The 23,466-nt window shown below is 63.0% G+C and carries 17 protein-coding genes; 13 read left to right on the top strand and 4 right to left on the bottom strand.

Annotation, left to right across the window (positions count from 1 at the left end):
• Positions 1-206 precede the first annotated feature (206 nt).
• The 3 genes from HX899_RS19715 (at position 207) to HX899_RS19705 (ending at position 2,924) form a co-directional block, all read left to right on the top strand.
• Complete coding sequence (locus HX899_RS19715) at positions 207-506, top strand: hypothetical protein (RefSeq protein WP_138389802.1); 300 nt, start codon at positions 207-209, stop codon at positions 504-506.
• A gap of 212 nt (positions 507-718) precedes the next feature.
• On the top strand, positions 719-1,759 hold the full coding sequence (locus HX899_RS19710) for a LacI family DNA-binding transcriptional regulator (RefSeq protein ID WP_181293148.1): 1,041 nt from the start codon (positions 719-721) through the stop codon (positions 1,757-1,759).
• A gap of 127 nt (positions 1,760-1,886) precedes the next feature.
• The gene (locus tag HX899_RS19705; protein ID WP_027665787.1) at positions 1,887-2,924 is read left to right on the top strand and encodes a LacI family DNA-binding transcriptional regulator; all 1,038 of its coding nucleotides are present in this window, start codon (positions 1,887-1,889) and stop codon (positions 2,922-2,924) included.
• 177 nt (positions 2,925-3,101) lie between these two features.
• On the opposite strand, the gene HX899_RS19700 is transcribed toward HX899_RS19705, so the two are convergent.
• Entirely contained in the window at positions 3,102-4,301 is a 1,200-nt protein-coding gene (locus tag HX899_RS19700; protein WP_181293147.1) for a multidrug effflux MFS transporter, read from the bottom strand.
• A 268-nt stretch (positions 4,302-4,569) separates the two neighbouring features.
• On the opposite strand from HX899_RS19700, the gene HX899_RS19695 reads away from it, so the two are divergent.
• A complete protein-coding gene (locus HX899_RS19695; RefSeq protein WP_181293146.1) occupies positions 4,570-5,310 on the top strand; it encodes a TetR/AcrR family transcriptional regulator in 741 nt (246 codons plus the stop codon).
• A 29-nt stretch (positions 5,311-5,339) separates the two neighbouring features.
• On the opposite strand, the gene HX899_RS19690 is transcribed toward HX899_RS19695, so the two are convergent.
• Positions 5,340-5,780 carry a response regulator gene (locus HX899_RS19690; RefSeq protein WP_138331554.1) on the bottom strand — a complete coding sequence of 147 codons (441 nt, stop codon included), beginning with the start codon at positions 5,778-5,780 and terminating at the stop codon, positions 5,340-5,342.
• 281 nt (positions 5,781-6,061) lie between these two features.
• Here HX899_RS19690 and HX899_RS19685 point away from each other — a divergent pair, with 281 nt between their 5' ends.
• Positions 6,062-6,601, top strand: coding sequence for a murein L,D-transpeptidase family protein (locus tag HX899_RS19685; protein WP_181293145.1), 540 nt, complete (start codon positions 6,062-6,064; stop codon positions 6,599-6,601).
• Between the two features lie 66 nt (positions 6,602-6,667).
• On the opposite strand, the gene msrA is transcribed toward HX899_RS19685, so the two are convergent.
• Positions 6,668-7,372, bottom strand: a complete 705-nt coding sequence (msrA, locus tag HX899_RS19680) for a peptide-methionine (S)-S-oxide reductase MsrA (RefSeq protein WP_138331552.1) — start codon at positions 7,370-7,372, stop codon at positions 6,668-6,670.
• Between the two features lie 198 nt (positions 7,373-7,570).
• Between msrA and HX899_RS19675 the strand changes: the two genes are divergently transcribed.
• The 5 genes from HX899_RS19675 (at position 7,571) to cueR (ending at position 20,894) form a co-directional block, all read left to right on the top strand.
• Positions 7,571-13,039: an alpha-2-macroglobulin family protein gene (locus HX899_RS19675; protein WP_181293144.1), complete on the top strand. Its 5,469-nt coding sequence runs from the start codon at positions 7,571-7,573 to the stop codon at positions 13,037-13,039.
• Positions 13,036-15,114, top strand: coding sequence for a penicillin-binding protein 1C (pbpC, locus tag HX899_RS19670; RefSeq protein ID WP_181293143.1), 2,079 nt, complete (start codon positions 13,036-13,038; stop codon positions 15,112-15,114). The genes HX899_RS19675 and pbpC overlap by 4 nt, the downstream gene beginning before the upstream one ends.
• A gap of 137 nt (positions 15,115-15,251) precedes the next feature.
• Positions 15,252-17,861, top strand: coding sequence for a malto-oligosyltrehalose synthase (treY, locus tag HX899_RS19665; RefSeq protein ID WP_181293142.1), 2,610 nt, complete (start codon positions 15,252-15,254; stop codon positions 17,859-17,861).
• Positions 17,862-17,969: 108 nt separating this feature from the next.
• On the top strand, positions 17,970-20,495 hold the full coding sequence (locus tag HX899_RS19660) for a heavy metal translocating P-type ATPase (RefSeq protein WP_181293141.1): 2,526 nt from the start codon (positions 17,970-17,972) through the stop codon (positions 20,493-20,495).
• Positions 20,496-20,504: 9 nt separating this feature from the next.
• Positions 20,505-20,894 carry a Cu(I)-responsive transcriptional regulator gene (cueR, locus tag HX899_RS19655; RefSeq protein WP_025397678.1) on the top strand — a complete coding sequence of 130 codons (390 nt, stop codon included), beginning with the start codon at positions 20,505-20,507 and terminating at the stop codon, positions 20,892-20,894.
• Between the two features lie 19 nt (positions 20,895-20,913).
• Here cueR and HX899_RS19650 read toward each other — a convergent pair whose 3' ends face one another.
• Positions 20,914-21,222, bottom strand: a complete 309-nt coding sequence (locus tag HX899_RS19650; protein WP_138331547.1) for a hypothetical protein — start codon at positions 21,220-21,222, stop codon at positions 20,914-20,916.
• Between the two features lie 188 nt (positions 21,223-21,410).
• Between HX899_RS19650 and HX899_RS19645 the strand changes: the two genes are divergently transcribed.
• Genes HX899_RS19645 through HX899_RS19635 form a run of 3 tightly spaced genes read left to right on the top strand, consistent with a single transcriptional unit; the run spans position 21,411 to position 23,435 of the window.
• Complete coding sequence (locus HX899_RS19645) at positions 21,411-21,950, top strand: sigma-70 family RNA polymerase sigma factor (RefSeq protein WP_064655082.1); 540 nt, start codon at positions 21,411-21,413, stop codon at positions 21,948-21,950.
• A complete protein-coding gene (locus tag HX899_RS19640; protein ID WP_164052531.1) occupies positions 21,937-22,704 on the top strand; it encodes an anti-sigma factor in 768 nt (255 codons plus the stop codon). The genes HX899_RS19645 and HX899_RS19640 overlap by 14 nt, the downstream gene beginning before the upstream one ends.
• A 20-nt stretch (positions 22,705-22,724) precedes the next feature.
• Positions 22,725-23,435 carry a Bax inhibitor-1/YccA family protein gene (locus HX899_RS19635; RefSeq protein WP_033183818.1) on the top strand — a complete coding sequence of 237 codons (711 nt, stop codon included), beginning with the start codon at positions 22,725-22,727 and terminating at the stop codon, positions 23,433-23,435.
• The last annotated feature ends 31 nt before the right edge of the window (positions 23,436-23,466 follow it).

Raw genomic sequence — 23,466 nt, 5'->3', positions numbered from 1 at the left:
CGTGCTTCCCGAAAATCGGAATCGATTTTCGGAAAGCACGATGCGCGGATTGAAGGTGTTAGAGCGACCTTTGTGCGTCCGTGAGGACGCACGGCGCTCTAATCTCAGGCGACATGCATTAACGCCTGTCGCAAAGTTTGAACGAACCGACGACTTGCTGCCGCATTTCCCTTTTATCCGGGGCGAGTGCCACTGAGGAGAATGTTATGAAGAGAGTTACCAGCAGCCTGTTGATCGCAACGGCCCTTGTTGGATTGGCCATTCAGCCCGCTGCCGCGCGTGATCGCCATCACCACGATAACACCGGTCGAATTATCGCCGGCGGCGTTGCCGCAGGTGTTGTTGGCGGGCTAATTGGCGGCGCAATCGCCAATGGCGGCGGCCCTCGCTATGTCGATGGTCCTCGCTATGTCGAACCCGCGCCGAGATGCTGGTATGAGGACCGCGATGTCCGCAACCGCTACGACGGCGGCTATCATGCCGAAACTGTACGCGTCTGCGAATAACGGGCAGACTTGGCCTTCCCTATGGCGGCGCGGATCTGATCATACGTGGTCGCCGCTGATTTTCGCCCATCAACCGAGGCTGCATCCGGCAGCCTCGGTTTTTCTTTGCTTGGCCAATCAGTTAGTTCGCAGTCACTCCTCATAGCAAAAATTTCTGGCTGCCACGGCCGCCTGTCATCCAGCTGTCAGAGACGACCAATAGCTGAAAGCCGATGAATGATGGTCCAGTGAACGTCGGCAAGACGCCAAAGAAAGAACGCATGCGCTTCGTCAGCGCCGAGCAGGTGGCGCAATTGGCGGGCGTTTCGCGCTCCGCCGTCTCGCGTACCTTCACGCCGGGCACCAGCGTGGCGCCTGCAACGCGCGAGAAGGTGCTGCGGGCGGCGGCAGAACTCGGCTACCATGTCAACGACCTGGCGCGCGGCGTGCTTGCCAACCAGAGCCGCCTTGTCGGCATCGTCGCCACCCGGCCGGAAGTGGGTTTTCGCGCACATCTGGCCGCAGCGCTTGCCAAATGCCTGATCAAACGCGGCAGCATCCCGATTCTCATCAATACCGGCCAGACGGAAGACGAGCTGCTCGCCGCCCAGAAGATGCTGATCGGCCACCGCGCCGAGGCGATCATCATCCTGTCCGGCTCGCCACCGGCGAGTTTCTTCGAACTCGCGCAGCGAAATGGCCAGCCGCTCGTGGTGATCGGCCGTTCGGAACCCGACGCCGACCATGTGCGCGCCGGCAACTCCGAGGCCTCCCGCAAGGCGGCGACGGCCTTTTACGAAAGCGGCAGACGGCGGCTGGCGGTCATCGGCTCCAACACCGGAACGCCTGCTATCATCGAGCGCGAAAGCGCATTCCTGTCGACAGCCGAGTCGCTCGGTGTCTCCGTCGTCGTCGGACGTGGCGGCGATTCCGACTATGACGGCGGCGTCACTGCCGCACGCGCGCTCTTCTCCCAGACGATAAAACCCGACGCCGTCTTCTGCGCCAACGACCAGATCGCTTTCGGACTGATGGATGTCGTGCGCCTGGAAATGCGGCTGCGCATTCCCGAGGATGTCGCCGTCATCGGCTTCGACGACGTGCCGGAATCCTCCTGGCTGAGCTATCAGCTGACCACCTTCCGCCAGGATCCGCTGACCATGGCGCAGCGCGCCGTCGAACTGATGGAGCGGCGGCTTGAAAACCCGGGCTTGCCTCCAGGTTACGAACGCGTCATTCCGGAGCTCGTCATCCGCCAGAGCTTCAGACCCTGACCCCTCCCTCTGTCTTTTCGCAGGCGCCATCCTGTGGCAAGAAGGGCTGACGGTTTGACGCATGTCGTTATCCCAAAACCGCTGCACAGTTTTGGGCGACATGCATTGGGGAGGAAGATCGCCGCAGATGAAGGGAATTCGCCAGCTCGCCGAGCATCTCGACATTTCGATCGGAACGGTGTCCCGTGCGCTGAACGGCAAGCCCGACGTCAATGACGAGACACGTCGGCGCGTACTCGCCGCCGCCGAAGAGCTCGGTTACGTCGCCAACCAATCGGGCCGCAGCCTTCGCCAGGGCATGACCAACGTCATCGGGCTGATGCTTGAAGTGAGCCGCGAGACGGTCGAAAACAGCGACGACTTTTTCCTTGGCGTCACCGACGGGCTACAGAGCGTCTTTTCCCGCCACAAGCTCGATCTCGTCATGCTGCCCTGCCCCGATGACGAGGACCCGCATGAATATCTGAAGCGCATGGTGGCGCGCCGGCTTGTCGACGCGCTGATCATCTCGGCGACACGGCGCACCGATAGGCGCATCGAGCTCCTGGAAAAGGCCCGCATCCCCTTCGTGGCGCTGGGCCGCAGCGCGTCGGGCGGCAGCTACACCTGGATGGACCTCGATTTCGAGGGCGTGGCGGCGCGCGGCGTCGACCGACTGGTCGCCAAAGGCCACCGGCGGATCGCGGTGGCCGCTCCCTCCTCCGACATCAATCTCGGTTACCTCTTCCTCGACGCCTACCGCCAGGCGCTGCAACGGCACGGTATTGCCTTCGACCCGGCCCTCGTCATCCGGGTCAAGTCGAGCGAACAGGGCGGTTATCAGGCCGGCCACGAATTGCTGATGATCGAAGAGCGGCCGACGGCGATCATCCTGATCCACGAGCTGATGGCGATCGGGCTTTACCGCCGGCTCGCCGAGGCCGGCATCGTGCCCGGCCGCGACCTCGCCGTCGTCGGTTTCCGCGAGGAGCCGCGCACGCATTTCCTGCAGCCGACGCTGACCTCCTTCCGCATGTCGCTACGCGATCTCGGCGCGCAGCTCGGCGAAACCCTGCTCGCCACCATGCCGGCCTATGCCGATCACTATCCGCAAGGCGCCCGCAACAGGATCTGGCCGCTGGAACTCGTTCCAGGCGAAAGCGACGCTTTCACGCTGACGGCCTGAAGCCCGCCGCGGAGATACTTTTGGCGGCTTGATCAGACCCGGCTAGGGGCAGCCGAGATTTCCGACCGAATTGATGGCAGCAAGGCCCGCCGCAGCCCCTGCACCCGCGTTGCATTTTCTCCGAGGCCACGACCAGTCATGTGGCCGCACCTGGAGACCGGGTGCGGCCTGCTTCGATCATTCAGCTGCGGCAACAGCGGCGCGGCGGCCGATCGTTGCCTGGGTCAGCACGAAAGCCGATAAGGCGCAGAGTGCGATGCCGGCGGCCATCGGAACGGCGGTGCCGTCGAAGAAGACGCTCGATATGACCATGGCGACGGCGGCGATGACGAAATGCAGCGTGCCCATCAGCGACGAGGCGGTGCCGGCGATCTCGCCGTGATCCTCGAGCGCGAGCACTGCGCTCGTCGGGATGACGAGGCCGAGGAAGCCATAGCCGATGAACAGGAAGGTCGCCAGGACAGGCAGCTGGTTGAAGCCCGCGGCCATCGCCACCGCCATGACGACCATGGCAAGGGCGAAAGCGCTGACCGCAATCCGCATGACGCGCACGAGGCCGAAACGTTCGCCGAGCCAGCCCGTCGCCTGCGATACCGCGAAGAACGACACGGCATTGATCGAGAAGGCGAAACTGTATTGCGTCGGCGTCAGCCCGTAATGCTGAATCAGCACGAAAGGCGAGTTGGCGAGATAGACCAGGAAACTCGAAATGCCGAGGCCGCCGATGAAGGTCAGCGTCAGGAAATTGCGGTCGGCAAGCAGCAGGCGGTAGGCCGCCATGGCGCTTTTCAAACCGCTGCCGCTGCGTTCGGTCGCCGAACGGGTTTCGTCAAGCTGGGTGGCAAGCAGGACGAGGCCGATGAAGGCGGCGATCGTCACGGCCCAGAATACGCCGCGCCAGCCGTAGAACTCGATGACGGCGCTGCCGGTCAGCGGCGCCAGGATCGGCGAGATCGAGAAGACCAGCATTAACAGCGACATCAGGCGGGCGGCCTGCACGCCGGTATGCATGTCGCGAACGATGGCGCGCGGAATGACCATGCCGGCGGCACCGCCGATACCCTGAACGAAACGGAAGGCGATCAGCGTTTCGATATCGGTCGCCAGCGCACAGCCGATCGAGGCGACGGCGAAAAGGCCGATGCCGAGATAGAGCGGCAGCTTACGGCCCCACATATCCGACAGCGGACCATAGACGAGCTGGGCGAGCGCAAAGGAGATGAAGAAGGCAAGAAGGGTAAGCTGGGTGACGTTGTTATCGGCATGCAGGTCCTGGCCGATGGACGGCAGCGCAGGCAGATACATGTCGATGGCGAAAGGCCCGATGGCCGACAGAAGGCCGAGAATGAGGGCAATGCGAAAGAAGGGAGCCGTCATAATGGTGATCTTTCATAAAAGCGCAGCGGAAATACCGGATCGTCGCTCCGCGACATTGCTCTGAGAGCGCCGTGCGTCCTCTCGGACGCACAAGGACGCTCCAACACTTTAAATCTACGCACGTGCTTTCCGAAAATCGGTTCCGATTTTCGGCGATGCGCGGGCTCAATGATGATCGTTCGCGCAAAGACGAAGTTGGGAGCTCATATCTCAGCGGCGGAACCAGGAGTGTCAACAAATTTGGACACGTATGTAAAATTAGACGCCATTGTCTAAAACGTCAAGACGTCTTATCTTCACTGTCATGAAAGATCGCATGACACCGGCAGTCCGGATGACGGGGCATACGCAGCGCGGACAATGCGCCAAGCGCATGTCGATCCTCGATGCCGCGGCAGACGTATTCTGCCGCCAGGGTTTTGCCGGCGCCAGCATCGACGAGATCGCCGCCGTTGCCTGTGTCTCGCGCCAGACGATCTACAATCACTATCGCGAGAAGGAAACGCTGTTCGTCGCCGTCGTCGAAGACGTCATGAACCGCGCCAACGCCATGCTCTTCTCGGTGCTGTCGACCTTCCCGGATCGTGCCGACAATCTGGAAGACGATCTGACGGCCTTCGCCGTGCGCCTCAACAAGAACTGCATCTGCAACCACGATGGAAAATTCCTGCGCAAGCTGGTGCAGACCGAGGGCGAGCGATATCCGCACCTCTTCGAAAGCTGGCGCCAGCAGGGGCCGGGCAAGCTGACCACCGCACTGTCCGCACTTTTCGGGCGGCTTGCCCATAAGGGCGCGCTCGCCATCGATGATTTCGACGTCGCCGCGAGGCAGTTCGTGGCGCTCGGCAATGCCGATCTGCAGATGATGATCCTGCTCGGCGGCACGCCCACCGACGAAGAACTGGAAAACGCGGCGCGTAACGCCGTCCATACCTTTCTCAAGGCCTATGGCAGGCCGGAGGCGGAAAAGGCCGGCCATCCGCCGCAGCTCGCAGCCATATCCGGCTGATCAGGCCCTTACGATCGGGCCCCGTCCGATCAGGTAAAGACCGTCATTTGTGAGGGTACGACCGCAAACATGCCGACACGGCGCGCGGCAAGGTATTTCACCAGCTGTTCGACAACCGAAGGCATGACCGGCTTCTGGACCACGCCGACCGCGCCCTTGACGCCGTCAGCCACCACTTCGGGATTGCCGGTCATGAAGACGACGGCAATGCCATGCTCCTGCGCCAGCCGCCGGCCGATCTCAGGCCCGGTCGGGCCGTCGGCGAGATTGACATCGACAAAAGCAATGTCGGCAAGCGGCGCCAGCCGCAGCGCCTGTTCGCGATCATTCGCAAGGCCCGCAACCTGCATCCCCATGCCTTCCACCGTCGCCTCAAGATCGAGGGCGATCAGGAATTCATCTTCGACGATCAATACTCTCTGTTTCATGAGATCATCTCGTTGCCAGCGCCGCACGACATTGGTGGCCATGATACGTCCCCTTGGTTACGCATAACTCGAAAGAGGTATCCGCTCCGGCAGTCTATCCGACGCGAAACTCATGCAGTAACGGGCAAGTCGACGATATGTTCCGCGGTGGAACGCCGTTTCTTGTATTTAAGATATTGTTAACGTTGACAAATTCTTAAGAATAGAGAACATGAAGAAAAAAGGCGGCACCCGATCGTGCTCAGTCTCAACTGCGCGCCTTCTGGATGGGGACGCGGTAAGGCGGTATTAGCCATTCTGTGAGCTCGAAGATGAGGATCAGGTTGAGAAGCAAATTTGTCATTTTAGCCGCCGTGGTCGTCAGCTTGTTCGCTTACACGAAATTGATGGCCAGGATCGGCGCGGGCTCACCACCTCCAGATGCGCCGTTGGGGCAACAGGCTGACAGCATTCGCGTTCATAAAGCCGAACGCCGGATGGTCCTTCTCAAAGGGGATACCCCCATCTCAACATACCGGATTTCTCTTGGGCAGGCTGCCGATGAGGGTCCCAAGCAACGAGAAGGTGACGAGAAAACACCTGAAGGGCGTTATGAAATAGACTGGCGAAATCCCAAGTCCATGGCGCATCTGAGCCTGCACATTTCATATCCAGGCCCTGATGATCGGCGCAACGCTGAAGCCGGTGGCTTTCCTCCCGGCGGCAATATCATGATCCACGGGCTTCCCAATGGCTGGGGCCTATTCGCAAACGCCCATCGACTGTGGGATTGGACGGATGGGTGTATTGCGGTCACCAACTCGGAGATGCGCGATATTTGGGCCCGCGTCCCCAACCACACGCCCATAGACATCATGCCCTGAACTGTTGCGACGAACGCATTGCATCCCTGTGTTCGGAGCCGACAATCCCAGGACCGACAGGATCGATCAGCCCTTGACCTTCATCACGAGGACCGGCTTGCCGCGGTAGTCGGCGGGAAACAGGGACTTCAGGTTCTCGATTTTCGGCAGGTCGTTGTAGACGATATAGGGATAGGTCGGATTGAGCGTCAGGAAATCCTGATGATAGGCTTCAGCGGGATAGAAGCCTGTGCCTTCAGACACCTTGGTGACGATCGACTGCGGGAAGACATGCGCCTTGTCGAGCTGGCTGATATAACTCTCGGCGACCTTGCGCTGCTCCGGATCGGCAACGAACAGCGCCGAACGGTACTGCGTTCCCCGGTCCGGCCCCTGAAAATTCAGCTGCGTCGGGTTGTGCGCCACAGAGAAGAAGATCTGCAGCAACTTGCCGTAGGTCACCTGTTTCGGATCGAACTTCACCTGGACGGCTTCGGCATGGCCTGTCGAGCCGGTGCTGACGGTCTCGTACTGCGCCGTTTTGGCGTCGCCGCCTGCATAACCGGAGACGGCGCTCTCGACACCCTTCACGTGCTGGAAGACGCCCTGGACACCCCAGAAACAGCCGCCGGCGAAAATGGCAGTCTCGGTGCCTGAGCCAGCCGCCTCGTCGACGGCTGGCGGCGGGATGACGACGGCATCTTCGGCCGCGCCTGCGGCACCCGTACCGAGCGAGAGAAGAGTGGCGGCAAGGAGCGCGGCAAGGCTCCTGCGGTGGGAAGACGGGGACATTGCGCTACCTCCTGCGATCGCCCAAATCCTTGCTCATCCTTGCAAAAGCCGCAAATCACAAGGCGGTCACTCACGCCGATGTGACAGCCAGACGAAAGCGGCTGTGCGAAGATGAAACAGCGCTCAACTTGAGTTGACAATCTCGCGAGGAGTGAGGACAGTGCCGGCCGGTCAGAGCCAGCATTCCGGGGGGAACCTATGTCCGTGCGCTCGTTCTTTGCATTCGCGACAATCGCATTTTCCATGATCGCCGTCAGTTTTCCCGCAGCCGCTGCGGATAACAAGCGCGACATCCAGACGATCAAGGACGCCGATTTCTTCGGCTTCGATCTTCGCACGGAACAGAATGTTTCGCTCGATCAGTGCAAGACCTCCTGCATCGGCGACAAGAGCTGCAAGGCCTTCACCTACAATCCCAAGGTGAAATGGTGCTTCCTCAAATCCGATTTCAAGACGATGAACGCTTTCCCCGGCGCCATCGCCGGCAAGATCGTCGAAACGGCCGGCCAGCAGGAACGGGACATCGGCGCCGCGCCGCGCCTGACCTTCCTGAGCAACGATCTCATCCAGCAGGCCCACGACTTCAAGGACAATCTCACCCTAGCCGACGACCAGCAGGGCCAAGGCGTTGACAGCCTGACGGCCAACGCCCGTCTCGACCTCACCGCCAACAACCTGGCTGACGCGCTGAAGTCCTTCCATGGTGCGTTGTCGATCACACCTGACGACGCCGATCTCTGGCTCGAAACCGCTCGTGCCGCAGCGTCGCTCGGCAGCGCCGAGAGCAGCACGACGGGACAAGCGGTAGTCGACGCGCTAAACGGCTACGAGCTGACGCGCACCACCGCCAAGCGCGCCGATGCGCTCGCCATACTCGCCAATGCACTGGAACGAAACGCCAATTACCGCCCGGCGCTCGACGCCTACAAGGCGAGCCTGGCGCTTGTCGGTGCCAAGGATGTGCAGGCGGCCTACCTGCAGCTGAAATCAACGCAAGGCTTCCGCGTCACCGAACATACTGTCGATGCCGACAGCGCCACGCCACGCGCCTGCGTCACCTTCTCCGAGGCGCTGGTCAAAACCACGGACTACACACCTTTCGTGACGCTGAACGGCGAAGCGCCGAAGGCACTCGAAACCAAGAACAAGCAGATCTGCGTCGAAGGGTTGACGCACGGCCAGACCTATAAGATCGGCTTCCGCACCGGCCTGCCGTCATCAGTCGATGAGGTGCTCGAAGCACCTGTCAGCATCGACGTCTATATCAAGGACCGCAGCCAGATGGTGCGCTTCACCGGCGACAGCTTCGTGCTGCCGTCAACGGCGCGCCGCGGCATCCCGATCGTTTCGGTCAACATGACCTCGGCCAACCTCAAACTCTACCGCATCGGCGATCGCGCCATTGCACCGCTGCTGACCAATTCGCAGTTCCTGAGCCAGCTCGACGGCTACAGCGCCCAGAACATCCAGGATCAGAGCGGCGAACTTGTCTGGCAGGGCTCGATCGACATCGCCAACGAGCTCAACAAGGATATCGTCACCAGCTTCCCGGTCGACGAGGCGCTGCCCGAGCGCAAGCCCGGCATCTATGTGATGACCGCAACGGCGGCAAACGGCCCGGCGCAGGAGTGGAATTCGCAGGCGACGCAATGGTTCCTGGTCTCCGATATCGGCGTCACCACCTATGCCGGCACGGACGGGCTCAACGTCTTTACCCGCTCACTCGCTTCGGCCAAGCCGATCGCAGGCGTCGAGCTGCAGCTGCTCGCCAAGAACAACGAAGTACTCGGCACCGCGACGACCGACGCGGACGGCCGCGCCACATTCACCGCCGGCCTGATCCGCGGCACGGCGGCGCTGACGCCCGCCGTCATTGCCGCCAGGAACGGCACCTCGGACTACGTCTTCCTCGACATGACGCGCGCCGGCTTCGACCTTTCCGACCGCGGCGTGACGGGTCGCGCAGCACCCGGCGCGATCGACGTGCTGACGTTTACCGAACGCGGCATCTACCGCGCCGGCGAGACGGTGCATGCGCAGGCGCTCGCCCGCGACACCGATGGCAACGCCATCGAGAACCTGCCTCTCACCTTCATCTTCAGCCGCCCTGACGGTGTCGAGGACCGGCGGATCGTCAGCCAGACCAGCAATCTCGGCGGCTATACCGTCGATTTCCCGACCCAGGAAAACGCTATGCGTGGCACCTGGACGATGAACATCTATACCGATCCCAAGGGCAGCGCGATCGCCACCAAGAGTTTCCTCGTCGACGATTTCGTCCCCGATCGCACCGACATGGAGATCAAGACCGAGGCCAAGGAAGTCGGTCCGGACACGCCGGCGACGATTACCGTTTCGGGCAAATATCTCTACGGCGCCCCGGCCGCCGGCCTGACGCTCGAAGGCGACGTCGTCGTCAAGCCGACGCGTGAGAGTGCGGCCTATAAGGGCTTCTTCTTCGGGCTTGCCGACGAAGAGGCGAGCGAGGATTCGCGCCAGCCGATCGACGGCCTGCCGGAACTCGACCAGAACGGCGAAGCCTCGACGGATCTCACCATCAGCGAACTACCGGCAACGACGCAACTGCTGAACGCCACCGTCTATATGCGCATGCAGGAGGCGGGCGGCCGGGCCATCGAGCGCACTTTGACCATTCCGGTGAAAAATCAGGGCGCATCGATCGGCATCAAGCCGGAATTTTCCGACGAGTTGCCGGAGAACTCGATCGCCAACTTCACGGTGATCGGCGTCAAGGCCGATGGACAGAAGCAGGAGGCGAAGGGCCTGCGCTGGAAATTCTATAGCCTCAACCGGCAATACCAATGGTATCGCGAAGGAACGGCCTGGAAATACGAGCCGGTCTACACTGCCGAGCAGGTCTCCAACGGCAGCGTCGACGCGACGATGGACGGCGGCAAGATCTCCGTGCCGGTGACCTGGGGCCGCTATCGCCTCGAAGTGGAAAGCCCCGATGCCGACGGCCCGACCTCCAGCGTCGAATTCGACGCCGGCTGGTTCGTGAGTTCGACCTCGACCGAAACGCCCGACGGGCTGGAAATCGCCCTCGACAAGGACAGCTACAAGATCGGCGAAACGGCCAAGCTGAAAGTCACCTCGCGCTACGGCGGCGAGCTGATGGTGACATCAGGAACCGAAAAGCTGGTTGCCGTACAGAACGCCACGATCGGCGAGACCGGCGGTGAGGTCGACATCCCCGTTACATGGGACTGGGGTGCCGGTGCTTATGTGACCGCCACGCTCTTCCGCCCTGGCGACGCCCAGGACAGCCACATGCCGATGCGCTCGATCGGCATCAAATGGCTGAAAGTCGATCCAGAACAGCGCGCGCTGCAGGTGACGCTCGACACGCCCGAAAAGATGCTGCCGCGCGGACCACTGAACATTGGCCTGCAGGTGGCGGGCGCCGGCGCCAACGAGGATGCCTATGTGACGGTTGCTGCCGTCGATGTCGGCATTCTCAACCTGACGCGCTACGAACCGCCGAACCCGGAGGACTGGTATTTCGGCCAGCGCCAGCTCGGCCTCGAAATCCGCGACCTCTATGGCCGCCTGATCGACGGCTCGCTGGGTGCGACCGGCAAGCTCCGGACCGGCGGCGATGGCGGCGCCATCGCGCTGCAGGCAAGCCCGCCGACGCAGAAGCTCGTCGCCTTCTTCTCCGGGCCCGTGAAGCTCGACGCCGAAGGCAAGGCCAATGTCTCCTTCGACATTCCACAGTTCAACGGCACGGCGCGCGTCATGGCGGTCGCCTGGTCGAAATCAGGCGTCGGCCACGGCGTCAAGGACGTCATCATCCGCGATCCTGTTGTGGTAACCGCGAGCCTGCCGAAGTTCCTCTCCCCCGGCGACCAGGCCAATCTGCGCCTCGACATCGCCAATACCGATGCGCCGGCCGGCGACTACAAGCTGCAGCTGACCGGCAATGACGCGGTCGGCATCGAAGAAGCGTCCGCCTCGCAGACAATCCGCCTCGAGGCCGGCGCGAAATCCGAGCTGACGCTTGCGCTCATCGGCAAACAGCCGGGCGCCGGCAGCGTCTCGATCAACCTCTCCGACGCCTCCGGCCTTTCGCTCGACCAGACGGTCGACGTGCCGGTGCGCCCGGCCTCCTTGCCGATCACCGAACGCAGGGTGCTGGCGCTGAAGCCGGGGGCAAAACTCACCGTCGACAAGAACTTGCTTGCCGACAGCGTGCTGCCCGGCGCCTCGATCAGCGTCAACGTCACCCGTTCGGCCGCCTTCGATATCCCAGCCCTGCTGATGACGCTCGACCGCTATCCCTTGGGATGCGCCGAGCAGACCACCAGCCGGGCGCTGCCGCTGCTCTATCTCGCCGAAGTGGCGAAGCAGGCGGGCATGGAAAACGACGAGGACGTGCAGAAGCGCGTGCAGGATGCGATCTACCGCGTGCTTTCCTATCAGGCCTCGGCCGGCAGCTTCGGCCTCTGGGGACCGGACTCGGGCGATGTCTGGCTCGATTCCTACGTCACCGATTTCCTGACGCGGGCCCGCGAAATGAAATATGACGTACCGGAAAGGGCTTTCGTGCAGGCGCTCGAAAACCTGCAGAACACGCTGTCCTACACCACCGACATCAAGGGCCAGGGCGACCAGATCGCCTATGCCATCTACGTCCTTGCCCGCAACAAGAAGGCCGCGATCAGCGATCTGCGCTACTATGCCGATACGATGATCAACGACTTCCCGACGCCGCTCGCCAAGGCGCATATCGCCGCCGCGCTGGCGCTTTACGGCGATGCGCAGCGCTCGAAGAATATCTTCCTCGACGCTCTGCAGATGTCGGAGCAGTCGATGGTGTCTCGCGTGAACCTGTCGCGCACCGATTACGGCACGATCCTGCGCGACGGCGCGGCGATCCTGGCGCTTGCTGCCGAAAGCCGGCCGGTCCCGCCTGTCATCCCGGAACTCGCCAAGGCGGTCGGCAAGGAATGGGAACGCAGCAAATACAAGAGCACGCAGGAAGAAACCTGGATGCTGCTTGCCGCGCGCGCCATCCAGGGCGGTGACGATGGCCTGAAGGTCGATGTCAATGGGGCCGCGCACACCGGCGCCTACATGGCACGCATGACCGGCGATGCCCTGGCTGACCATCCGCTGACGCTGACCAACCAGACCAACGACGCGGTTTCAGCCGTGGTCACCACCGTTGCCGCCCCGACAGTGCCGCTGCCGGCCGGCGGCGACGGCTTCATCATCGAGCGGACCTATTACACGCTCGACGGCGAGCAGGCGAATGTCAGCGAGGCGAAGCAGAACGAACGCTACGTCGTCGTCATCCATGTCCGCGAAACCAATGACTGGCCGTCGCGCATCGTCATCACCGACCTTCTGCCCGCCGGCTTCGAGATCGACAATCCTAACCTCGTCGACAGCGCCCAGATGACGAATTTCGACTGGATCGGCGAGATTTCCGCTGCCCATACCGAATTCCGCTACGATCGCTTCGTTGCCGCCTTCAACCGTGCAGCAGGCGACAACCGCGAATTCAACGTCGCCTATGTCGTGCGCGCCGTCACCCCCGGCACCTACGACCATCCGGCCGCAAACGTCGAGGATATGTACCGGCCGGAGCTTTCGGCCCGCACAGCGACAGGCAAGATGGAGGTCGTGACGGCACAACAATGAGGCGGCGGCACAAGTTTGCGATCGGGTCGGCTGCCGGCATCATTCTTGCCGGCGCGGCTCTCTTTGCGCTCGATGCCGCCGACAGGGCCTTTCCGCCGCCACTCGACAGGACGAATGCCGTGTCGGCCGAAGTGCTGGATGCCGATGGGCAATTGCTGCGTGCCTTTGCGACATCGGAAGGCCGCTGGCGGCTGAAGACCACGGTCCCCGAGGTCGATCCGCAATTCCTGCGCATGCTGATCGCCTATGAGGATCAGCGTTTCTATGACCACGGCGGCGTCGACCCCTGGGCGCTCGGGCGCGCTGCCGTGCAACTGGTCAGCAACGGCCGCATCGTCTCCGGCGCCTCGACGCTGTCGATGCAGGTGGCGCGGTTGATCGAGCCGCGCGAAGGGCGCTCGCTTTCGGCAAAGATCTTGCAATTGGTGCGCGCCGTGCAGATCGAACGGCGGCTGTCGAAGGAACAGATTCTCGACCTCTATCTCACACACGCGCCCTATGGCGGCAATCTGGAAGGCGTGCGCGCCGCAAGCCTTGCCTATTTCGGCAAGGAACCGCGCCGCCTGACGATCGCCGAGGCAGCGTTGCTCGTCGCCCTGCCGCAATTGCCGGAACGGCGCCGGCCGGACCGCAATCTCAAGGCAGCCGAGGCCGCGCGCAAGCGTGTGCTCGACCGCGTCGCGGTCGCCGAGGCCGTTGGCGACGGCGAAGCAGAGCGGGCCGAGGGTGTCGCGATCCCGGCCCGGCGCATGCAGTTGCCGGCACTTGCCGCCCATGTGGCCGAATCGGCACTTCGCAAGGAGCCGACGGTTCTCAACCATCAGACGACGCTGAAGAAACAGGTGCAGCAGGGGCTGGAGGCGGTTGCGCGGGCAGCGGCCATGAAGCTCGGGCCGAAGCTTTCGCTCGCCATGGTGATGGCGGATGCGCAAACCGGCGCGATCGTCGGCGAGGTCGGCTCGGCCGATTATTTCGATGCCAGCCGCTCCGGCTGGATCGACATGACGCGCGTCAATCGCTCGCCGGGCTCGACCCTGAAGCCCTTCATCTACGGGCTCGCCTTCGAGCAAGGCCTGGTGTCCCAGGAGACGATCATCGAAGACCGGCCCGCCGATTTCTTCGGCTACCGGCCGCGCAATTTCGACATGAGCTATCAGGGCGACGTCACCGTGCGCGAGGCGCTGCAGCTTTCGCTGAACGTGCCTGCTGTCAAGCTGCTCGATGCCGTCGGGCCGTCGCGGCTGATGGTCCGCTTCCGCCGCGCCGAGGTGCGCCCGGTCCTGCCGCCGAACGAGGCGCCGGGGCTGGCGATCGGGCTTGGTGGCGTCGGCATCACCCTGAAGGATCTGGTGCAACTCTATACGGCGCTCGCCAATCGCGGTCAGCCGGCTAGGCTCGGCGACGGCGTCACCGGCGCACCGGCCAAGCTCGACGGCGAACCGCTGCTGGAACCGGTCGCGGTCTGGAACGTCGCCGATATTCTCTCCGGCGTCATTCCCCCCGCCGGCGCGCCGCAGCGCGGCATCGCCTACAAGACCGGCACGAGCTACGGCTACCGTGATGCCTGGTCTGTCGGCTATGATGGCCGCTATGTCCTCGGCGTCTGGGTCGGACGGCCTGATAACAGCGCCGTGCCGGGGTTGACCGGTTATGGCACCGCCGCGCCGATCCTGTTCGAAGCTTTCGCCAAATCCGGCATCGCGACGACGCCGCTGCCCCGCCCGCCCGCGGGAGCCGTACGCATCGCCCAGTCCGAGCTGCCGATCAGCCAGCGGCGTTTCGCACTCAATGCCAGCGGACTGCTCGCCTCCGGTCGCGAGGCCGCACCGCAGATCATCTATCCGCCCGAGGGCGCGCATGTCGATCTCGGCGCAGGAAAAGGCAATGCGTCACCGCTGATGCTGAAGCTTCAGGGCGGCCGTGCGCCTTTTCGCTGGCTTGCCAACGGCAAGCCGCTGCCCGACCTTTCCCGCCGTCGCATCCAGCAATGGCTGCCCGATGGCGGCGGCTACTCCAAACTGACCGTCATCGACTCGGCCGGACGCGCCGCAAGCGTCGGCGTTTTCATCGACTAGAACATCCGAACGCACGATCCACCCACTCCAAATGTTACAGCGACCTTGGCGCGTCTAAAAAGACGCGTGACCCTGCAAGGGAACAAAAACCCGGCTGCAACCGTTCGGGAGGGTCTCTTTCCAACATCAGCGGCCTCATGACACTCCCGACAGCGACCTACCGGATACAATTCCGCAACGGCATGACCTTCGATCGCGCCTGCGGCCTCGTCCCCTACCTCAAGACGCTTGGCATCAGCCACCTCTACGCCTCTCCGATCTTCACCGCCGTCAGCGGCTCGACCCACGGCTATGACGTCACCGACGCCAACGAAATCGACCCGGTGCTCGGCGGCCGAGCCGGATTCGACCGGCTGACGGAAAGTCTTGCCTCCGCGGGCATCGGGCTGATCCTCGACATCGTCCCGAACCACATGGCGGCCTCGCCGGAAAACGGCTGGTGGCGCGACGTGCTGACATTTGGCCGGCAAAGCGCCTATTCCGGCCACTTCGACATCGACTGGAGCGAACCGCTGACGCTGCCGCAGCTCGGCCAGGATTTCGAGGGAGCACTGGCCAACGGCGAACTGCGCGTCGCGCTCGACGAAACGCATGGCAATTTCGCCTTCGGTTATTTCGAAACGCTGTTGCCGCTGAACCCCGGCAGTTACGGAGCGATCGCAAACCGGCTCGACGATCCGGTTGCCACCAGAATGGCGGAAGCTGCGGCCGTCACCTCCGGCGAGAACTTCAACCGCGCGATGCGCGATATCCTCTTTGAAGGCGGCGATCGGGCAGCCCTCCGGCAGAAGCTCGATGACGTCTCGGCCGATCGCGATTTCGCCAGAAGCCTGCATGAGGGGCAGCATTGGCGGCTGACCCATTGGAAGGAGGCGGCACGACATCTGAGCTATCGACGCTTTTTCGAGGTGACCGGACTGGTCGGCATCCGCGTCGAAGATCCCCCCGTGTTCGAGGACATGCACCGGCTGGTGATCGAGCTGGTGCGCCATGGCAAGGTCCAGGGTCTGCGCATCGACCATGTCGACGGGCTCGCCGAGCCTAAGGCCTACCTCGACAGGTTGCGGGAGGCGGCCGGACCGGACACCTATATCGTCGTCGAAAAGATCCTCGGGGCCAGCGAGGTCCTGCCGGAGAGCTGGCCGGTCGCCGGCACCACGGGATATGAATTCATCGCCGCGCTCAGCGAGCTGTTCATCGACGCCGGCGGTCTGCGCATTTTGGACGATGCCTATCGCAGCATCGCCGGCGAGACGGGTGATCTCGAGGAGAGCCGGCGGATTGCCAAGCGACTGATGGTCGAACGCAATTTCGCCGGCGAGACCGACAGGCTGGTGTCGATCGCGGCCGGCATCTTTCCCGAGGTGAAAAGAGACGAGATCGCCACTGCGCTCAGCGAGTTGCTGATCGCCTTTCCGGTCTACCGCACCTATGGCGACGGCGGCCCGCTTTCCTGGCAGGATTCAGCGGTGCTTGCGGCGACCGCCTCGCAAGCCATGGAGCGGCTCGACGATCGGCGTGCATGCGACCATGTGCTGACGCTTCTAGAAGGCAAGGTCGAAGGTGACCCGGCCCACGACTTCCGTATCCGCTTCCAGCAATTGAGTGGACCGGTGATGGCGAAGGCGACGGAAGACACGTTGTTTTACCGCTATAACAGGCTGCTTGCCGCAAACGAAGTCGGCGGCGAACCGGGCAAGGCGCCTGGCGGCCCGGAAGAGTTCCACCGCCGCATGGCCGAGCGGGCCAGGCTGCAGCCGCATGGGCTTTCGGCAAGCGCCACCCACGACACCAAACGCGGCGAGGATGCGCGCGCAAGGCTTTATGCCCTGAGCGAGGGCGCCGATGTTTTTGCCCAGGCGGTCGAGCGGTGGCGTGAGATGAACCGGCCGTGGCTAAAGGATCTGCCGGATGGCATAGCGCCGGAACCCAATGTCGAATGGATGCTCTATCAGGCGCTGGCCGGCATCTGGCCGGAGGATTTCGACCGGGGACAGACCGAAGAACTCCGCGAACGCTTTACCGATTATGCGGTCAAGGCGGTGCGCGAGGCGAAACTGCGCAGCGGCTGGACGGAACAGGATGCCGCATACGAGGAAGCGGTCACCACCTATGCCGCAGCACTGGTCTCGTCTGATAATGACGTCTTCCTGGAGGATTTCGAAAGGGTGCTGCAGCCTTTCATCGCGGCGGGTTACCTCAACAGCCTGTCGCAGACGCTGCTCAAGCTGACGGCCCCCGGCATTCCCGATATCTACCAGGGTGCGGAGGGTTTCGATTTCAGCCTCGTCGATCCCGACAACCGCCGGCCGGTCGATCATCAGCGGCTGACGGCCTGGCTTGATGAAGCCGGGCCGATCGCCAAGCTGCAGGCGGCAGCGTTGAAGCAGCGCCTCGTCGGGATCGGCCTGCAGCTGCGCCAGCGGCACGTGGACCTCTTTGCTGGAGGCGACTATCTGCCGCTGAAGGTGACGGGCAACCGGCGCGACCATGTGCTTGCTTTTGCCCGGGTGCATAAGGGTGATTTCGCCATCATCGCGGCGCCGCGGCTGATGTTCGGCTGGCTCGATCCGGGCGTGCTCTTCGCCGGTCCGGAATTCTGGGAGGATACAGCGATTGCCGTCCCCTCCCCGCTTCACGGGCTGAAGGCCGATCTGGTGACCGGAAAGACGATCGAGCCCGGGGGCAGCATTTCGGTCGCCACCTTGCTCGGGAGCCAGCCGGTCGGGCTGATCACCCCGATCTGAGGATCAGCCGCCGCAAAAATCGAGTCCATGAAAATAGTGCTTGACCTTCCAGTCGCTGGAAGGTTGATAAGCTTATCCAAGTGCCCCTCCGGGCACAGGAGAATAGTCATGGATATCAAGCACGAACACGATCACCATCACAGTCACGCCGATGGCGATAATCATTGCCATTGCGGCCATGAACAGGAGAAGGCTGTAAGCGCCATAATCCGTGATCCTGTCTGCGGCATGACCGTCGATCCGCAGGCCGGCAAACCCTCGCTCGACCATGACGGGCGCATCTATCATTTCTGCTCTGAGGGCTGCCGGACGAAATTTGCGGCGGCACCTGAGGATTACCTCACTGCGACGGACCCCGTCTGCGGCATGACCGTCGATCGGTCGACCGCGAAATATTTCCTGAAGCACGAAGGCGACAAATTCTATTTCTGCTCGGCCGCCTGCCAAGCGAAGTTCGAAGCCGACCCCGCAGCCTATCGCGACGCCCGCCGCCCGCCGGCAAAGCCGGCACCCCAGGGTACGCTTTATACCTGCCCGATGCACCCTGAGGTCGTCAGCAATCGTCCGGGCGACTGCCCGAAATGCGGCATGGCGCTGGAGCCGATGGGCATTCCGCCTGCTGATGAAGGCCCGAACCCGGAACTCGTCGATTTCGTCAAGCGGCTCTCAGTCAGCGCCATTCTCGCCATACCATTGCTGGCGCTGAGCATGGGGCCAATGTTCGGCCTGCCGCTCCGGGACGCGATCGGCGAACCGCAGGCGACATTCATCGAATTGCTGCTGGCAACGCCGGTGGTGCTCTGGGCGGCCCTGCCCTTCTTCCGCCGCGCATGGGCGTCGCTTGCCAACCGCAGCCCGAATATGTGGACGCTGATCGGTCTCGGCGTCGGCACTGCCTATCTCTACAGCGTCGTCGCCACGCTTGCGCCCGGCATCTTCCCGATAAGCTTTCATGGCCATGGCGCGGCCGTACCTGTCTATTTCGAGGCCGCGGCCGTCATCGTCGCGCTCGTCTTCGTCGGCCAGGTGCTGGAATTGAAAGCGCGCGAACGCACCGGCTCGGCAATTCGCGCCCTGCTCGACCTTGCGCCGAAGACGGCGCGGCGCATCGATGCCGATGGTAGCGAGAGCGACGTGCCGGTGGACGATATCCAGCCTGGTGACCGGCTGCGCGTGCGCCCCGGCGAGCGGGTGCCGGTGGACGGCTCCGTCCTCGAAGGCCAGTCGACGGTCGATGAATCGATGATATCAGGTGAGCCCCTGCCCCTGGAGAAGTCGAAGGCCGACCCGCTGACTGGCGGCACGATCAACAAGAACGGCACCTTCGTCATGACCGCCGAGAAGGTCGGCGCCGACACGGTGCTGTCGCGCATCGTCGACATGGTCGCCAAGGCGCAACGCTCGCGGGCGCCGATCCAGGGCGCGGTCGACCGGGTCTCGGCCGTCTTCGTGCCGGCGGTGGTCGCCGCCGCCGTCCTTGCCTTCCTCGTCTGGGCCGCGATCGGGCCGGAGCCGCGCATGGCGAATGGTCTGCTTGCCGCCGTTGCCGTTCTGATCATCGCCTGCCCCTGTGCGCTCGGCCTTGCGACGCCGATGTCGATCATGATCGCCACCGGGCGCGGCGCGCAGGAAGGCGTGCTGATCAAGGACGCCGAAGCGCTGGAGCGTTTTTCCAAGGTCGATACGCTGATCGTCGACAAGACCGGCACGCTGACTGAAGGCAAGCCGAAGCTTACCGATATCGTCGCCTTCAGCGGGCTTAGCGAAGACAGGCTGCTGGCGCTGGCGGCAAGCCTGGAGCGCGGCTCCGAACATCCGCTGGCCGAAGCGATCGTGTCCGGCGCAAAGGAGCGCGGTGTCTCCTTCGTGGAAGTCACCGGCTTCGAGGCAAAGACCGGCAAGGGCGTTCAGGGCCTCGCCGACGGCACATCGGTAGCGCTCGGCAATGCGGCGATGCTCGCCGATCTCGGCATCGATCCGGCATTACTTGCCGAGAAGACCGAAGCTCTGCGCGGCGATGGCAAGACGGTGATGTTCGTGGTGTTCGACGGCGCGCTTGCCGGTCTCGTCGCCGTTGCCGACCGCATCAAGCCGACGACAGCAGCCGCCATCAAGGCGCTGCACGAGAGCGGTCTGAAGATCATCATGGCGACGGGCGACAACGAGCGCACGGCGCGTGCGGTGGCAAAGAGCCTCGGCATCGACGAGGTGCGCGCCGACGTGCTTCCGGAAGGCAAGAAGGCGCTGATTGACGAGTTGCGTGCCAAGGGCGCCATCATCGCCATGGCCGGCGACGGCGTCAACGACGCGCCGGCGCTTGCCGCCGCCGATGTCGGCATCGCCATGGGTACCGGCGCCGACGTCGCGATGGAAAGCGCCGGCATCACGTTGGTAAAGGGCGATCTGAACGGCATCGTCAGGGCGCGGCGGCTGGCGGAGGCGACGATGCGAAACATCCGCCAGAATCTCGGCTTCGCCTTCGGCTATAATGCGCTCGGCGTGCCGGTCGCGGCCGGCATGCTCTATCCGATCTTCGGGCTGCTGCTGTCGCCGATGATCGCCGCGGCGGCAATGAGCCTGTCGTCCGTCTCAGTCATTGCCAATGCGCTCAGACTGCGCTTTGCAAAACTTTAGGAGACGGCGATGAATATCGGTGAAGCATCGGAACGCTCCGGCCTGCCTTCGAAGACCATCCGCTACTACGAGGATATCGGTCTCATCCGCCCCGAAAGGGGCGGAAACGGCTATCGCGACTATGCCGCGACCGACATCCACAAGCTGCGCTTCCTGCAGCGCTCGCGCGGCCTCGGCTTTTCCGTCGAGGAATGCCGACAATTACTGGCGCTCTACGAGGACAAGGACCGGGCGAGCGCCGACGTCAAGGATATAGCTGAGACCAAGCTTGCCGAGATCGACCGCAAGATCCGCGAACTGACGGAACTGCGCCGGACGCTGGAGCATCTCGTGCATGCCTGTCACGGCAACGACAGGCCGGACTGTCCGATCCTCGAAGAGCTTTCGGACGGCGGCTGACCACTTCAAGCGACCTGCATCAGGAAAGCTGTGGCAGGTTCTGGTTGGCTGCCTGCGAGGGTTGAGCCCGCTCGTCAGGCTCCTCGTCTTCGCCGTCATCCAGCACGCCATCATCCAACCGATGCTTGATCGCCAGCGCATAGATCACGTCGAGAATATTGCGGTCCCTGAGATGAGGATCCATCAGGGCGAGAAGTGAGGCCCGGACGATCTTCTTGCTGGTGGCCTTCGGACAACGCGCCTTGACGAAATCATAGAGCGCCTCATCCGTCAGCCCTTCCATGGCGCCGTCCACGAGAGCTTCGTAGACCCGCTTCTTTTCCTTCATTCTTGATTATCCCCTGCAAATCAGCGGCGTCATGATCTGTCATGTAATTGTCATAAACAATCGCGGATTTGAGGCACCTGTCCGCTTGAGAAGACTATTTTGATGATGATCCGGCGACGGTCTTCGGTCCGTATGATTTTTTTACGTCCGCCGGGAATAAAACCCGCCGCACTTGCGTATACTCAATCATGGAACGCAGAGAACGCCCCTTCGACGTCATCGGACAGCTCGCAGCGCTGAGGCGCTACGCTCGCTCGCTGGTGCGCAATTCGGACGAGGCGGAGGATCTGGTGCATGATGCGCTGGTGCGCGCCTTCGAGAAGCGAAAGAGCTTCCGCAGTGGCGGCAACCTGCGCACCTGGCTGCTCTCCATCCTGCACAATGCCCATATCGATCGTCTTCGCCGGAACCGGTCGCTGACGCGCCGTCACGACGAGGCGGCTGTCGAAGCCGAGCAGTCGCTGCCGGCCGGCCAGGAACATGCCGTGCGCCTGCAGCAGGTGCGCGACGCCTTCTTCGACCTCCCGGAGGAACAGCGCGAGGCGCTGCATCTCGTTGCGATCGAAGACCTTTCCTACCAGGAGGCCGCCCAGGCGCTCGGCATTCCTGTGGGGACGCTGATGTCGCGCATCTCCCGCGCCCGCGCTCAACTGCGCGAATTCGAGGAGAAGACGCCGCGGGTTTCGCATCTGAGAATCATCGGAGGGAACGGCAATGAAAGCAATTGATCCGATCCTCGATGCCGATCTCGACGCCTATGTGGATGGCGAGCTCGATGTCGCCCGCCGCATCCAGGTGGAATCCTATCTTTCCGAGCATCCGGCGATCGCCGCCAAGGTCATGGCCGACCTCAGCGTCAAGGGCGAACTGCGTCTGGCGCTGGCCGGCGAAAGTGCCTTTGGCCGCCCCGAGACCCGCGATGCCGCCCGGCGGCTGGAACGCGGCCTTTCTTATGGTCGCATCTTCCATTCGATGCAGCGCGTCGCCGCTGTCGGTATTCTGATCGCCGCCGGCTGGGTGGCGCACAATTCCTTCGGCGCCTTCTCGGCGACCGAGGTGGTGGCATCCGTTCCGGCACCCGCCTATGTCGAGGATGCCGTCCGCGCCTATCAGACCGCGGCCCTGCGCCAATCGATGCCTCCGCAGACGCCGGCCACCTATAGCGCCGACGACATTCGCGCCGCCACCGCGATCGTGATGCCCGAGCTGCCTAAGGGTTGGAAGGTCGCCGACGTGCAGATCTTCCCGTCCGAATTCGGCCCCAGCGTCGAGATGGCGATCGAACAATCAGACGGAAAGCAACTGTCGCTTTTCGCCGTCCGTCCGGGCGCCTTCGAGGTCAAGCCGGTCAGTCATCTCACGCTGGAAAAAGCAGAAGCCGCCTATTGGCAGATCGGCGAGGTCGCCTATGCGCTGATCGCCGACGATAGCGGTCTCAATCTCGACCAGGCGGCCGAACGGCTCGCCCGCTCGCTCTATTAATTCAAACCGAGGAGATCAGCATGAACCCGATCAATCCCCGCTACGGCGCCGTCGCCGGCTCCCAGGCCCTGTTCGACGAAGGCCTGCGCCAGCATATGCTGCGCGTCTACAACTATATGGCTCTCGGCCTCGTCATCACAGGCCTCGTCGCCTTTGTCGTCGGCTCGACGCCGGCACTCTACGTGCCGATCTTCGGCTCGCCGCTGAAGTGGGTGGTGATGCTCGCCCCGCTCGCCTTCGTCTTCTTCTTCTCGTTCAAGATCCAGACGATGTCGGCCAGCACTGCCCAGATCACCTTCTGGGCCTTCTGCGCCGTGATGGGCCTGTCGCTCGCTTCCGTCTTCCTGGTCTTCACCGGGGCGAGCATCGCGCGGACCTTCTTCATCACCGCGACGATGTTCGGCGCCACCAGCCTCTACGGCTATGCGACGAAGCGTGACCTCTCGCGCATGGGCTCGTTCCTGATGATGGGCCTCTTCGGCGTCATCATCGCCTCTGTCGTCAACATCTTCCTGGGTTCGAGCGCCCTGCAGTTCGCGATCTCCGTGATCGGTATCGTCGTCTTCGTCGGCCTCACCGCCTACGACACGCAGAACATCAAGGAACAGTATTCGGAAAACTTTGATCAGGAATCGAACCAGAAGCTCGCAGTCTTCGGTGCGCTCTCGCTCTACCTGAACTTCGTCAACATCTTCCAGCTTCTGCTCAACTTCACCGGCGAGCGGGAATAGGACTGCGCTTCTGGGGGCAAAGGAAGCGCAA

The sequence above is a fragment of the Rhizobium sp. WYCCWR 11146 genome, assembly GCF_013591995.1.
In the GTDB taxonomy this organism is placed as follows: domain Bacteria; phylum Pseudomonadota; class Alphaproteobacteria; order Rhizobiales; family Rhizobiaceae; genus Rhizobium; species Rhizobium indicum.
This window is presented reverse-complemented; position numbering and strand designations above follow the sequence as displayed.

Coding starts and splice junctions, on each gene's coding strand:
- treY (WP_181293142.1), top strand. CDS start 15,252: ATGACACTCCCGACAGCGACCTACCGGATACAATTCCGCAACGGCATG.
- HX899_RS19660 (WP_181293141.1), top strand. CDS start 17,970: ATGGATATCAAGCACGAACACGATCACCATCACAGTCACGCCGATGGC.
- HX899_RS19710 (WP_181293148.1), top strand. CDS start 719: ATGAATGATGGTCCAGTGAACGTCGGCAAGACGCCAAAGAAAGAACGC.
- HX899_RS19675 (WP_181293144.1), top strand. CDS start 7,571: ATGTCCGTGCGCTCGTTCTTTGCATTCGCGACAATCGCATTTTCCATG.
- HX899_RS19645 (WP_064655082.1), top strand. CDS start 21,411: ATGGAACGCAGAGAACGCCCCTTCGACGTCATCGGACAGCTCGCAGCG.
- pbpC (WP_181293143.1), top strand. CDS start 13,036: ATGAGGCGGCGGCACAAGTTTGCGATCGGGTCGGCTGCCGGCATCATT.
- msrA (WP_138331552.1), bottom strand. CDS start 7,372: ATGTCCCCGTCTTCCCACCGCAGGAGCCTTGCCGCGCTCCTTGCCGCC.
- HX899_RS19715 (WP_138389802.1), top strand. CDS start 207: ATGAAGAGAGTTACCAGCAGCCTGTTGATCGCAACGGCCCTTGTTGGA.
- HX899_RS19690 (WP_138331554.1), bottom strand. CDS start 5,780: ATGGCCACCAATGTCGTGCGGCGCTGGCAACGAGATGATCTCATGAAA.
- HX899_RS19635 (WP_033183818.1), top strand. CDS start 22,725: ATGAACCCGATCAATCCCCGCTACGGCGCCGTCGCCGGCTCCCAGGCC.
- HX899_RS19705 (WP_027665787.1), top strand. CDS start 1,887: ATGAAGGGAATTCGCCAGCTCGCCGAGCATCTCGACATTTCGATCGGA.
- HX899_RS19650 (WP_138331547.1), bottom strand. CDS start 21,222: ATGAAGGAAAAGAAGCGGGTCTACGAAGCTCTCGTGGACGGCGCCATG.
- HX899_RS19700 (WP_181293147.1), bottom strand. CDS start 4,301: ATGACGGCTCCCTTCTTTCGCATTGCCCTCATTCTCGGCCTTCTGTCG.
- cueR (WP_025397678.1), top strand. CDS start 20,505: ATGAATATCGGTGAAGCATCGGAACGCTCCGGCCTGCCTTCGAAGACC.
- HX899_RS19640 (WP_164052531.1), top strand. CDS start 21,937: ATGAAAGCAATTGATCCGATCCTCGATGCCGATCTCGACGCCTATGTG.